This is a genomic window from Streptomyces sp. NPDC059649 (genome assembly GCF_042734445.1).
Classification (GTDB): Bacteria; Actinomycetota; Actinomycetes; order Streptomycetales; family Streptomycetaceae; genus Streptomyces.
The window spans coordinates 259,430-272,572 of record NZ_JBHWDV010000004.1 but is presented as its reverse complement, the minus strand read 5'-3'; the positions used below and the strand labels follow the sequence as shown (position 1 = coordinate 272,572).

Below are 13,143 nucleotides of genomic sequence, written 5' to 3'. Positions count from 1 at the left end.
CGCCGTTCTTACGGCCGGTACACACAGGCCGCCAGCGGGGCGTGCCGTTTCCAGTCCAGGGACTCGTAGAGGGCCCGGCCCTCGTCGGTGGCGCCCAGCACGCCGATGCGGGCGCCCGCGGCCACGGCCTGGTCGGCGAGGGTGCGCATGACCACGCTGCCGAGGCCGCGGCGGCGGTGGGCGGGATGGGTCTCGACCCGGTCGACGACGGTGGTGTTCCCGAGGACGGCCATCTGGCCCTTCGCGGCGAGCGTGCCGGCCGCGTCGTGCACCCGCAGGAAGGTGACGCCGGCGCGGTGCTCCACGGAGGTGGTGTAGCCGTCGGGCGTCACCGGATGCGTGATCCGCAGATCGGTGGCCATCAGGTGGCCGGCGTCCTCCCGGTCGGCCTGCCAGCCCGCCGGGAGCCAGCGCTCGACCTCCGCGTCCTCCAGGCACACCTTGAGCCAGGTGTCGGGCACGGTCACCGACGCGGTGGCCGCGCGCACCGCGGCCTCGGTGGCCTCGGGCAGCACGTGCCGCCCGACCTGGCCGGGCGCGCCGACCTCGATGTACAGGCCCCACGGTGTGACGGCCGGCGCGGGCGTACCGCGCGATACCGCCCAGCCTGCTCCCCAGTTGCCGACGAGTTCCGAAAGCATCAAGTCCTCCCCGAGTGACGGTCGTTGGTGCGGGTGAGTAAGAGGTGCTGCACGGGTGCGCACATTACGCGATGGGAGGCTTGGCGGCACCTCTTTATGTGCCCGGCACGGGAGTTGGGCGCGGCGCGCGGGGACGGGGGCGGCGGCCGCGTACCGTTTGAGGCCGAATGCCGGAATTCGGTCGGTCTGAATACGAAGGAGCCGCCGTGACGAGGACGCAGCCGTGCTGAGCGGGGACCGTTCGCTCGGGGAGGTGGAGCGGGCGGTGCGGGCCCGGGTCGGGGATCTGCCCGTGCGCGCCGAGCAGATGGCCGCGGTGGCGGGCATCTACCGGGCCGCGGCCGCGGTGCGCCAGCACTTCGAGAACTCCGTACTGCGCGGCGCCGATCTGACCTGGACCGGCTTTGTCGTGCTCTGGGTGGTGTGGATCGGCGGCGAACGCGAGACCCGCAAGGTCGCCGAGGAGGCCGGCATCTCCAAGGGCACGCTCACCGGCGTCGCCCGCACCCTGCAGAACCGCGGCCTGCTGGAGCGCCGGGCGCACCCCACCGACGGGCGGCTCGCGCTGCTCTCGCTGACGTCCGAGGGGGAGCGGCTGATGGCCCGGCTCTTCCCGGAGTTCCACGACGAAGAGGTCTTCGTGACCGGTGGTTTGAGCGACGACGAGGCGCTGGACCTGGCGGAACTGCTGCGCCGGATCGTGGCTCAGGTGGAGCGCCGTGGCGCGGAACGGCGGCTGGAACTGCTCGACGGCCGTGATCCGCCGCCCCGTCGCAGCGGCCGCCGTCCGAAGGGGGCGGGTGCGTTCTGAGCCCCACCCACCGGGTCGTATACGACTCCGGGCGCCCGGGCGGTGTTCCGGTCCGGCCGGGAACTATGGCCGGTTAGCGATGCTCGGCGCCGGCGCACCCTCGCTGTGCTCGGCTTTCGCGCGCCAGGTGGCCGAATTGTGTAGCGAATGGCCTGCCGCGTGCGCGCGGATGACTGTTCCGCGGGACGATTCTCTTGATCGACCGACCGCCGAGAGGGTCCAAATGATGGGACCACGGCACACATGAGCGCGTGATTCTCGCCACCCCTGATAGGGGTAGCGCTCAGATGAGCGTAAATCGCCGACTCCACCTCTCGGAGAGGTGGCACCGGGTGCCACCCTTCTTCCGTTCGAGCGATGTACACATGTGTTGCACTGCGTATCACGAATCGCGCTCTACGATCACGCTTCGCAGTGATGCATTCGGGTAATGAAGTGACCGCCGAGCGGTTGATCACTTTCGATCTGCTGGCTGACAGCCGGTTACGCACGTATGTCGACCAAGTGGACGTACCCATACGCCTTCGATCTGGGTATGTTCCTCGCCGTCAGGGCAGCCCGTCGGCGAGGAGTCAGTGCCGTGCCGGAAACACAAGATCCCCACGTAACCCAGCCTTCGTCCGCGAAGTTCGTCTACGACTTCACCGAGGGCAACAAAGACCTCAAGGACCTCCTCGGTGGCAAGGGTGCGAACCTCGCCGAGATGACCAACCTGGGACTTCCCGTCCCTCCGGGGTTCACGATCACCACCGAGGCCTGCAAGGTCTACCTGGACAGCGGCACCGAGCCGGCGGCACTCCGTGCCGAGGTCTCCGCGCACCTGGACGCCCTTGAGCAGAAGATGGGCAAGAAGCTCGGCCAGGCCGACGACCCGCTGCTCGTATCGGTGCGTTCCGGGGCAAAGTTCTCCATGCCCGGCATGATGGACACCGTCCTCAACATCGGCCTCTCCGATGCGTCGGTTTCCGGCCTCGCCGCGCAGGCCGGTGACGAGCGGTTCGCATGGGACTCGTACCGCCGCCTGATCCAGATGTTCGGCAAGACCGTGCTGGGCGTGGACGGCGAGCTCTTCGAGGAGGCGCTGGAGGAGGCCAAGCGGGCCAAGGGCGTCCGCGTCGACGTCGACCTCGACGCCGCCGACCTCAAGAGCCTGGTCGCGGGCTTCAAGGACATCGTCGCCAAGGAGACCGGCCGGGACTTCCCGCAGGACCCGCGCGAGCAGATGGACCTCGCCATAAGGGCCGTCTTCGACTCGTGGAACACCGACCGCGCCAAGCTCTACCGCCGCCAGGAGCGCATCCCCGGCGACCTCGGCACGGCCGTCAACGTCTGCTCCATGGTCTTCGGCAACCTCGGCCCGGACTCCGGCACCGGCGTCGCCTTCACCCGCGACCCCGCCTCCGGCCAGCAGGGCGTCTACGGCGACTACCTGCAGAACGCGCAGGGCGAGGACGTCGTCGCCGGTATCCGCAACACCGTGCCGCTCGCCGAGCTGGAGTCGATCGACAAGACGTCGTACGACCAGCTGATGCAGATCATGGAGACGCTCGAAACGCACTACAAGGACCTGTGCGACATCGAGTTCACCATCGAGCGCGGCAAGCTGTGGATGCTGCAGACCCGGGTCGGCAAGCGCACCGCCGGTGCCGCCTTCCGGATCGCCACCCAGCTCGTCGACCAGGGCCTGATCGACGAGGCCGAGGCGCTGCAGCGGGTCAACGGCGCGCAGCTGGCGCAGCTGATGTTCCCCCGCTTCGACCTCGGCGCGAAGTCCGAGATGATCGGCCGCGGTATCGCCGCCTCCCCGGGCGCGGCGGTCGGCAAGGCCGTCTTCGACTCGTACACCGCCGTCAAGTGGTCGCGCTCCGGCGAGAAGGTCATCCTGATCCGCCGCGAGACCAACCCCGACGACCTCAACGGCATGATCGCCGCCGAGGGCATCCTCACCTCCCGCGGCGGCAAGACCTCGCACGCCGCCGTCGTCGCCCGCGGCATGGGCAAGACCTGTGTCTGCGGCGCCGAGGAGCTGGAGGTCGACACCAAGGCCCGCAGGATGACGACCCAGGACGGGACCGTCATCGAGGAGGGCGACGTCGTCTCCATCGACGGCTCCACCGGCAAGGTCTACGCCGGCGAGGTGCCGGTCGTGCCGTCCCCGGTCGTGGAGTACTTCGAGGGCCGGATGCACGCCGGCGCCGATGACGCCGACGAGCTGGTCAAGGCCGTCCACCGGATCATGGCCTACGCGGACCGGGTCCGCCGGCTGCGGGTCCGCGCCAACGCCGACAACGCCGAGGACGCCGCCCGCGCCCGCCGGTTCGGCGCCCAGGGCATCGGCCTGTGCCGCACCGAGCACATGTTCCTCGGTGAGCGCCGCGAGATGGTCGAGCGCCTCATCCTGGCCGACACCGACGCCGACAAGGAAGCCGCGCTCGCCGAGCTGCTGCCGCTCCAGAAGGCCGACTTCATCGAGCTGTTCGAGTCGATGGACGGGCTGCCGGTGACGGTACGGCTGCTGGACCCGCCGCTGCACGAGTTCCTGCCCGACATCACCGACCTGTCGGTGCGGGTCGCGCTCGCCGAGGCCCGCCACGAGAAGCACGAGAACGAGCTGCGGCTCCTCCAGGCCGTGCACAAGCTGCACGAGCAGAACCCGATGCTGGGCCTGCGCGGTGTGCGCCTCGGCCTGGTCATCCCCGGTCTGTTCGCGATGCAGGTACGGGCGATCGCCGAGGCGGCCGCCGAACGCAAGAACGCCAACGGCGACCCGCGCGCGGAGATCATGATCCCGCTCGTCGGCACCGTCCAGGAGCTGGAGATCGTCCGCGAGGAGGCCGAGCAGGTCATCGCCGAGGTCGAGAAGACCCAGGGCGTCGAACTCAAGCTCACCCTCGGCACCATGATCGAGCTGCCCCGCGCCGCCCTCACGGCCGGTCAGATCGCGGAGTCCGCGGACTTCTTCTCCTTCGGCACCAACGACCTCACGCAGACCGTCTGGGGCTTCTCCCGGGACGACGTCGAGGCCAGCTTCTTCACCGCGTACCTGGAGAAGGGCATCTTCGGCGTCAGCCCGTTCGAGACCATCGACAAGGACGGTGTGGGCTCGCTGGTCCGCAACGCCGCGGCGGCCGGCCGGGCCACCCGCCCGGACCTCAAGCTCGGTGTCTGCGGTGAGCACGGCGGCGACCCGGAGTCCGTCCACTTCTTCCACGAGGCGGGCCTGGACTACGTCTCCTGCTCCCCGTTCCGCATCCCGGTCGCGCGACTGGAGGCGGGCCGGGCGGCGGCCGAGTCCAAGGGCAGCGACAGCCGCTGACCCTGACGGCACCGCGGGCGCCGAGCGCGTCCGCGGTGCCGCGCGAGAACCACCGGAACCGGCGGCGGGGCCACCTCAAAAACCCTCACCCGCCCGGCCGTCGGTTCCGGAACCCCCACGAGGGCGGCACCTGTGCGGAGGTGCCGCCCTCGGTCGTGTGCGGGGCCGCGAGTGGTGTGGCGCCCAGAACCCCTGTCTCAGGCGATCTGCCGGGCACGGATGGCCTCGCTGCGCCGCTGGTTGAGGCGGGCGGCGAGGAGCGGCAGGACTTCCTCCCCTTCGGCGACGGAGCGGAAGAACGGGAAGAGCCTGCTCAGACCGGTCACCCGGAGGGTCTTCCGGAAGACGGCGTCAGGGGCGACGATTCCCACCATGCCGCCGTGGGCCCGGGTCCGCTTCAGGGCGCCGACCAGCACACCGGATCCCGTGCTGTCGAGGAATTCCACCTCGCTCACCTCGATGAGCAGCTGGAAGTGCCCGTCGCTGACGAGCTCCACGAGGGCCTCCCGCAAGAGCGGGGCCGTATAGATGTCGAACTCGCCGGTGACCTTGAGCACCGTCATCACCTCGGAGAGGTGCTCGTGGGTGAAATCCACCCGGCTGTACCGGTCCACGATCGGCTCCATATGTCCCCGCGTCCTGCTGCTCGGCGCGTTCCCGTGCTCAGCGTACGCCGCCTATGCCCTGCCCCGTGCCGCCAACGACCGTGTCCAGGCGATCAGTTGGCGGATGATGCGGTCGGCGCGGCGGCTGCCGTCCGGCAGGAACGGCAGCACCACCAGGGCCGGCACGCTGGCCAGCGTGACCAGCAGGAGGGGAAGGACGAGGAGGGCCGCCGTCAGGGCCCGGTACAGGGCGTTGGCCGTGCCTCGTGTGAGGAGGGTGGCGAAGGGGTTCAACTGGTGCCTCCGTGATGAGGGGTTGCGTCGTCCGCTGGACGCGTTGTCGTCGTCGGGATCAGGATGGCGGCGGGCGGGAGGCCGCCGACGGGTGGCGACGGGATGCGGTGGAGAGCGGGGGAACAGCGATGGGAAGCGACGAGATGCGCGCTGCGGGGCGCCGGCCGCGGCCACTGTCCCCGCCGCGGCTGCCGCCGGGCGCGCTACGGGAGTTCAAGCGCTTCCTGTACCGCCTCTACCTCGCCGCCGGCACCCCCTCCCTGGAGGCGATCGTGGACGCGATCGGCCAGGACGGGGGCCTGCCCGGCCTGCCCGCGAAGGACACCGTCAACCGGATCCTGGGCGGCGCGAAACTGCCCGGTCTGCACGACGCGGAGTCGGTCGCCGCGGTGCTGGCGCGAGCGGGCGGGGCCGAGGACCCGGAGCACGTGGTCGTACGGACCAAGCAGCTGTGGATCGCGGCCCAGGAGAACCCGGGCCCGCCGCCGCGCACCGCCGAGGACTGGGGCGCCTTCTCCCTCGGGGTGCACCGTGCGGTCGCCGTCGACGGCAGCGGCACCGACGACCTCACTCCGTACATCGCGCGCAAACACGACGAGCTGCTCCGCGACCGGCTGCGGCTCGCGGCCGAGGGCCGGCAGTCCGTCTTCGCGCTCCTGGTCGGGCAGTCGTCGACCGGCAAGTCCCGCGCCGCCTTCGAGGCCGTCCGCGGCGAACTCCCCACCTGGCCGGTGCTGGTGCCGCGCGGCGCCCACGAACTCGTCGACTGGGTGGCGACGGACGCCGTCGACGCACGCACCGTCGTCTGGCTGGACGAGGCACAGCGCCATCTGACCGAGCCCGCCGGGGAGGAGGCGGCCCGGGCCCTCGCCGAACTCCTCGCCCGGGTCACGCCGGTGGCCGTGATCGGCACCATATGGCCGGAGTACGCCCGGAAGGTGGTCTCGCGCGCGCTGGAGACGGCCGACCGGTACGCCCATGCGCGCGCCCTCCTGGAGACGTACCGGGCCGAGATCCACGTCCCGGACGGTCTGGGGGACGCGCTGGGGCAGGCCCGGAAGATCGCCGTCCGGGACCCGCGGATGCGGGCGGCGGTCGCGGCGGCGCAGTGGTCCGGCGACGGCGCCCGGACCCGGGTCATCCAGCAGCTGACGGGCGGCCCCGAGCTGGTCCGGCGGTACGGGACCGGGCCCGGCAACGCCTTCTCGGAGATCGAGCACGCGGTCGTCACGGCCGCCGTCGACGCCCGTCGCCTCGGGCACGGCAGCGCTCTGCCGGGCGAACTGCTCGCCGAGGCGGTGGCCGGCTACCTGCCGACGACCGCCCGGGTCACGCACGACAGCGGCTGGTTCGCCACCGCCCTGCGCAGTCTGTGCGCCCAGGAGACCGGCTCGCTGTCCGCCCTGGTGCCGGACCGGGTCGCACCGGGCCTCGGCGCGGCGGACGGCTACCACCCCGCCGACTACCTGGACCAGAGCGTACGGCTGCGGCGCGCCCACCTGGCCCCGCCCGAGCAGCTGTGGGAGGCCGCGGCGGCCCATGCCCGGACCGTCGACGACCTGTACGCGATGGGGCAGTCGGCCCAGGACCGCCACCGCCACGACCACGCCGTACGGCTGTACCGGTGCGCCGTTGCGCGGGGCGGTGACGTGGCACGTCCGGCGCTCGCCCAGCTCCTGGAGGAGACCGGCGACCGGGAGGGCGCGGAGACGGCCGCGGCGGACAACGCCCGTGCCTGGGCCGTGCTGGGGGCCTTACGCGAGAACGGTGGGGACGGGGACGCTGCCTGCCACGCCTATGCGCGGGCGGCCGGCGCGGGGGAGCGGCAGGCGTGGTCGGCCCTGGCCCGTCTCCGGGAGGCGGCCGGGGACCGGAAGGGGGCCGAGGAGACCGCTGCCCGGGCGGCGGAGGCGGGCTGGAGCCGGGCGTGGCTGACGCTCGCCCGGCTGCGGGACGGCGCGGGCGACCCCGAGGGCGCCGGGGCGGCGTACGCCCGGGCGGCCCGCGCGGGAGACCCCTGGGGGCTGTTGGGGCAGGCCCGGCTGGCCGAGCGGGCCGGCGACCGGGCCGCGGCGGAGACCGCCTACACCGCGGCCGGCGCCGCCGGGGTCAGCACGGCCCATGTCCATCTGGTGCAGCTGCGGTGGGCCGGCGGCGACGGGGCGGGGGCGGAGCGGGCGGCCGCACAGGCCGGTGAGCGGCGGGACGCCGAGGGCTGGAGCGTACTGGCCCGGCTCCGCCGGGAGCGGGGCGACGCCGAGGGCGCGGCGCAGGCCTGGGCGAGGGCCGTCGCCGCCGGGTCGGTCACCGCCCAGGCCCAACTGGCCCGGCTCTGCGAGGAGAACGGCGACCGCGCGGGCGCCGAGCGCGCCGCCCGCAAGGCCGCCTGGCAGGGCGACGCGGAGGCCTGGGTGGCCCTCGCCCGGCTGCGGGAGGCGGCGGGCGATCCGGCGGCGGCGGACGTGGCGGCCGAGGCGGCCGCCGCGGCGGGGGACACCGACGCCTGCACGTTGCTCGCGCGGCTCAGGGAGGCGGCGGGCGACCGGGTGGGCGCCGAACGCGCCGCGAACGCCGCCGCCGAGAACGGGGAGGGGGAGGCCTGGGCCGCGCTCTCCCGCATCCGCGAGCGGGCCGGCGACCGGGCGGGCTCGGAGTCGGCGGTGGCCCGGGCGCGGGAGGCCGGCGCCACCGGGGCGTGGACCGCCCTCGGCCGGGTACGCGAGCAGGGCGGCGATCTCGAAGGCGCCGAACGGGCCTATCTCACGGCGACCGCCCTGGGAGACGTGGCTGCCTGGGGTGCGCTCGCCCAACTCACGGAGGAGAAGGGTGACCTGCGACGCGCGGCGGAGCTCTACGGAACGGCGGTGGACGCGGGGGACACCGAGGCGTGGGAGGGGCTGCTGCGGACCCGGGGATGAGCCGGTGATCCGCACGACTGCCCCTGGTGCGGCCCCGAGGAACAACCGGACGAGGGCGGCACCTGTGCGGAGGTGCCGCCCTCGCTTTCTCCGGACTCCCCCCTCGGGAGCTGCCGCCACCCCGGTCGGCGCGGGAAGGCGGCCTTCGACGGGGCTGCCGAGCGGGCGGTTGTTTGCCCATCACCCCCCACGGGATCGAGCAATCCGGGCCGTTCGTGCCGCCGTCGAATTGAGTACAAGCATTCCTGCCGCCCCCCGGGCGGCGCGAGGACTTTCAAGTCTGGCCAAAAGGGCATGGTGACCGCGCGTGTTGGCGTGCATACTCAGGCGTGCCGGGGGCCGATGGAAACAACCAAGGGTGGGGGTTCGGTGTTACGCGTCCATTTCAGTGGACTCGATCTGGCCCGTGTGCGCATTGCGGCACGCCCGGACGCACTGTGGGAGACCGTCTTGAGCTTTCACCGGCTGCGTGACCGGCGGGACGATTCGGCGTTCGGCAAATGGCGATCGGAAACACGGGGAAAGTTGAATGGCGAAGCGCGTCTGCTGGCGCCGCTGGTGCCCACGCGCGGCTATTTCCCCGATTTCCTGACGCCCGCCGAAGGGCTCCTCGGGCTGGCCGACGCGCTCGCCGCGCTGCGCGAGACACCGGCCGAACGACTGCACACCGAGCTGTCCCGGCTGTCCACCGCCGCCCGCCCGCTCCCGTCGTGGGTCCGGGCGATGGCCGACGGCGACACCCGCGCGCTCGGCCGGCTCGCCACCATCCTGCAGGGCTACTTCGAGGCGGCCGTCGCCCCGTACTGGCCGCGCATCCAGGGCCGTATCGAGGCGGACCGGGCCACCCGCGGCCGGGCGCTGCTCGATGGCGGCGCGGACCGGCTGCTCGCCTCGCTGCCGCCGATGATGCGCTGGCGCCCGCCGGTCCTGGAGGCCGACTATCCGGTGGACCGCGATCTCCACCTGGGCGGCCGGGGGCTGCTCCTGCTGCCCTCGTACTTCTGCCGCCGCACGCCGGTGACCTTCCACAACCCGGACCTGACGCCCGTCCTCGTCTACCCGGTGGAGCACCCGACGCCGAAACTCACCCCGCACCTGCCGCCCGAGCGATGTCTGGGCCGGCTCGTCGGCAAGACCCGCTCGGCGATACTGCAGGGCGTCGGCGTCGGCTGCACCACCAGCGAACTCGCCCGCCGGGCCGATGTCTCGCTGGCCTCCGCCAGCCAGCACGCCACGGTCCTGCGCGACGCCGGTTTGCTGACCACACTGCGGCAGGGCAACGCGGTGCTGCACACCCTCACCCCCCTGGGCGCGGCCCTGCTGCGCGGCGCCCGCCCGGCGGAGGACGCGGCGTACGAGCGGCTGGCGTGACGGCCGGTGCTCCGGACGGGCGGTGGGCGTGCGGAGCGGATCGGGTACGCCGGACGGGGGCCGGCCCGTCCGACGGTGTGCGGGCACGGGCTACGCCATCAGTACGGGCGGTCCCCCGCGATGGCGACCCGTTCGGCGACCCGGAGTTGGGTCCCGTAGTCGTTCACGGCGTAGTGCTGGGTGGCGCGGTTGTCCCAGAAGGCGACATCGCCCGCCTGCCAGCGCCACCGCACCTGGAACTCCGGCACCTGCGCCTGCTGGAACAGCAGCCGCAGCATCCGATCGCTCTCCTCCTCCGCCCAGCCCGTGATCCGGGTGGTGAAGGAGGCGTTGACGAACAGCGTGCGCCGCCCGGTCTCCGGGTGGCGGCGCACCACCGGATGCTCGACGGGCGGGAACTCCTCCTGGAATGGCGCCAGTTGGGCCGCGGAGTAGAAGCGCGCGAAGCCCGGGAGATAGTCGTGCACCGCCCGCGCCCCGTCGATGCGGGCCCTGATTTCCAAGGGCAAATTGTCGTATGCCGCGGCCATATCGGCCCACAGGGTGTCTCCGCCGGCGTCCGGTACCTCCCGCAGCTGCAACACCGCACCCAGTGCCGGGCGTTCCCGGAACGTGACGTCCGCGTGCCATACGTTCTCGAACGTAGGAACCGCGCCGGCCGCCTTCTCGAACCGCACCACGTCCTTCGTATCCCCCTGAGCCAGCAGCGGATTGGTCTCCAACTCCCCCCAATTCGCGGCGAATTCGCGTAGTGACTCGGAAGTCAGGTGCTGCCCGCGGAAGAACAACACCTTCCACTCCAGCAGCGCCCGGTTCAGCTCCGCCCGCAGCCCCGCGGTCAGCGGCCGGGACAGGTCCAGCCCACGGATCTCCGCCCCCAGGGTCGCGCCCTGCGGGACGACCTCGAAGCGCTCGTAAGGCCGGTCCGTCCATCCGTCGGGCGTACGACGCAGTATCCGCGGGCCTTCGTAGAGGCCGTCGGCGGGGATGCGGTGCGGACGAAGGGCAGGGAGGGAGGGGGCGAGGGGCGTCATGGGGCCTCCTGGGGGAAGGGGGACGGGCGCAGCCGGGTGAGGCGGGAGGGGCGCACGAGATACGCAGGGAAGCGGGCGAGAGCCCGGCAAGGGAAGCGACTCAGGCCGGCCGCACGAGGGCGACTCAGGCCGTACGAGGGCGACTCAGGCCGTACGGAAACAACAGGCCGGGGGCGACCCGACCCGACCGCGGCGGCGCAGGAAGCTCAGGCCGCGGGGCGCACACTCACCGTGGGGGCCGCGGTCGCGCGGCGCCGCCTCACGTGGCTTCGGGTGCGTGCTCATGCCACGCACCGTACCCCGTACGCCGGCGACCCATGCCGTCCTCAGTCATCGATCCCGCTGCGCTCCACCCCGGCGACGAGGTACCGCTGGAGCACCAGGAAGACGACCACCAGCGGCACGATCGACACCGCCGCCGCCACGAACAGCTCATGCAGATTGAGGTTCTGCGCGGTGGTGAACGTGGACAGGGCGACCTGCACCGTCCACGCCTCCTGGTCCTGCCCGATCACCAGCGGCCACAGGAACGCGTTCCAGGCGCCGATGAAGACGATCGTGCCCACCGCGGCGAACACCGGCCGGGCGTTGGGGACGACGATGCGCCAGTACGTCCGCCAGTAGCCGAGCCCGTCGACCCGCGCCGCGTCCTCCAGCTCCCGGGGGAAGCCCAGGAAGTACTGGCGGAAGACGAAACAGGCGAAGGCGCTGAACAGCGTCGGGATGATCAGTCCGCGCAGGGTCGAGATCCATCCCAGCGTCGACACCAGCACGAAGCTCGGCACGAACGTCACGGCCGCCGGCACCATCAGCGTCCCGAGGATCGCGTAGAAGACGGCATTGGCGTGCCGGTACGGAATCCGCGCCAGCCCGTAGCCCGCGAGCGAGGCCAGGACGACCGTACCGACCGTCGTCGACACCGCGATCAGTGTGGAGTTGAGCAGGGCCCGCCCCAGCGGGAGGTTCGGATCGCGGAAGACCTCGGTCAGGTTCGACCACTGGAGGTCGCGCGGGAAGAACGTCCACCCGGGCGAGGTGATGTCCTGCTCGGTCGCCAGCCCGTTGCGCACCAGCAGGTAGAACGGGACCAGGAACAGCAGCGCCAGCGCGACCAGCAGCACCACCCGCAGTGCCCGCCCGGCCTTCGTCAGCGCGTCCCGCGTCAGTGGATCCCTCGTGGGGTTCCGCATCCCGCTCAGTCCTCCCCCTTGCGGCCCAGGCCGAACCAGCGGGCCTGCAGCACGGTCGCCACCGCGATGATCAGCGCCAGGATCACCGCGCCGGCACTGCCCAGCCCGAGATTCTGGTCCCGGCCCAGTGCCGTGTAATAGAGATAGACCAGCGGCGGCCGGGCGTACGGCGGATAACCACGGGCATCACTCAGCAGGTTGTAGAACTCGTCGAACGCCTGGAACGCATTGATCACCAACAGCAGCACCACGGCCACGGACGTCGCCCGCAATTGCGGAAAGGTGATGTGCCGGAACGTCTGCCAGCCGGGCCGCGCCCCGTCCACCGCCGCCGCCTCGTACAACCGCGGGGAAATCCGCTGCAGTCCGGCCAGAAACAGAATCATGTAGAACCCGGCCTGCAGCCACAGCCGTACGGTCACGATGACCAGCCAATACCAGGGCGGATCCGTCGTCGACAACCAGGCGATGTCCTCGCCGCCGAACCATCCCAGCACGGTATTGGCCAGCCCGAACCGCACCCCGTTGAAAATCGACAACTTCCAGATCACCGCCGCGACGACGTACGAGCACGCCGTCGGCAGGAAGAACACCGAACGGAAAAAGGCCTGGGCGATCCGCAGCCGGTTGACCATCAGCGCCAGTCCCAGCGACAGAGCGTACGTCGCCGGCACGATGAACGCGGTGAACACCAGAAACGTCCCCAGGCTGCCCAGGAACGCATCGTCCCCCAGCATCGCGCCGTAATTGCCCAGCCCGACGAAATCCGCACCGCTCGGACTCACCGTGTTGTGCGCATCGAAGAAGCTGAGATAAACGCTCCACGCCAACGGCACATACGTGAACAACCCGAGCCCGATGGCGAACGGCCCGACGAACACCCAGAACCAGAGATTCCGCCGCTGTGGGCCGAGGAGGCGGCCCGCGCTCGGGGCGGCGACCGTTGCACCGCCCACCGTCCCG

The 13,143-nt window shown here is 71.8% G+C and carries 10 protein-coding genes; 4 read left to right on the top strand and 6 right to left on the bottom strand.

Annotated features, from left to right (window positions below; genetic code table 11):
- Window positions 1-8: 8 nt before the first annotated feature.
- A complete protein-coding gene (locus tag ACFV1J_RS09280; protein WP_385856660.1) occupies window positions 9-641 on the bottom strand; it encodes a GNAT family N-acetyltransferase in 633 nt (210 codons plus the stop codon).
- 226 nt (window positions 642-867) lie between these two features.
- Between ACFV1J_RS09280 and ACFV1J_RS09275 the strand changes: the two genes are divergently transcribed.
- Both ACFV1J_RS09275 and ppdK read left to right on the top strand, forming a co-directional pair.
- Window positions 868-1,452 carry a MarR family winged helix-turn-helix transcriptional regulator gene (locus tag ACFV1J_RS09275; RefSeq protein WP_385856744.1) on the top strand — a complete coding sequence of 195 codons (585 nt, stop codon included), beginning with the start codon at window positions 868-870 and terminating at the stop codon, window positions 1,450-1,452.
- Window positions 1,453-1,987: 535 nt separating this feature from the next.
- Window positions 1,988-4,768 (top strand): pyruvate, phosphate dikinase, encoded by a 2,781-nt coding sequence (gene ppdK, locus ACFV1J_RS09270; protein WP_385856659.1) that lies wholly within the window; start codon window positions 1,988-1,990, stop codon window positions 4,766-4,768.
- A 197-nt stretch (window positions 4,769-4,965) separates the two neighbouring features.
- On the opposite strand, the gene ACFV1J_RS09265 is transcribed toward ppdK, so the two are convergent.
- Entirely contained in the window at window positions 4,966-5,331 is a 366-nt protein-coding gene (locus ACFV1J_RS09265; protein ID WP_385856743.1) for an STAS domain-containing protein, read from the bottom strand.
- 114 nt (window positions 5,332-5,445) lie between these two features.
- Window positions 5,446-5,667, bottom strand: a complete 222-nt coding sequence (locus tag ACFV1J_RS09260) for a hypothetical protein (protein WP_385856658.1) — start codon at window positions 5,665-5,667, stop codon at window positions 5,446-5,448.
- A gap of 128 nt (window positions 5,668-5,795) precedes the next feature.
- Between ACFV1J_RS09260 and ACFV1J_RS09255 the strand changes: the two genes are divergently transcribed.
- Both ACFV1J_RS09255 and ACFV1J_RS09250 read left to right on the top strand, forming a co-directional pair.
- The gene (locus ACFV1J_RS09255; protein ID WP_385856657.1) at window positions 5,796-8,585 is read left to right on the top strand and encodes a hypothetical protein; all 2,790 of its coding nucleotides are present in this window, start codon (window positions 5,796-5,798) and stop codon (window positions 8,583-8,585) included.
- Window positions 8,586-9,110: 525 nt separating this feature from the next.
- Window positions 9,111-9,956, top strand: a complete 846-nt coding sequence (locus tag ACFV1J_RS09250; protein WP_385856656.1) for an ArsR/SmtB family transcription factor — start codon at window positions 9,111-9,113, stop codon at window positions 9,954-9,956.
- Window positions 9,957-10,054: 98 nt separating this feature from the next.
- On the opposite strand, the gene ACFV1J_RS09245 is transcribed toward ACFV1J_RS09250, so the two are convergent.
- From ACFV1J_RS09245 to ACFV1J_RS09235, 3 genes are all read right to left on the bottom strand, one after another.
- A complete protein-coding gene (locus ACFV1J_RS09245; RefSeq protein WP_385856655.1) occupies window positions 10,055-10,990 on the bottom strand; it encodes a TauD/TfdA dioxygenase family protein in 936 nt (311 codons plus the stop codon).
- A 326-nt stretch (window positions 10,991-11,316) separates the two neighbouring features.
- A complete protein-coding gene (locus ACFV1J_RS09240) occupies window positions 11,317-12,180 on the bottom strand; it encodes a carbohydrate ABC transporter permease (RefSeq protein ID WP_385856654.1) in 864 nt (287 codons plus the stop codon).
- A gap of 5 nt (window positions 12,181-12,185) precedes the next feature.
- Window positions 12,186-13,136: a carbohydrate ABC transporter permease gene (locus tag ACFV1J_RS09235; RefSeq protein ID WP_385856653.1), complete on the bottom strand. Its 951-nt coding sequence runs from the start codon at window positions 13,134-13,136 to the stop codon at window positions 12,186-12,188.
- Window positions 13,137-13,143 lie beyond the last annotated feature (7 nt).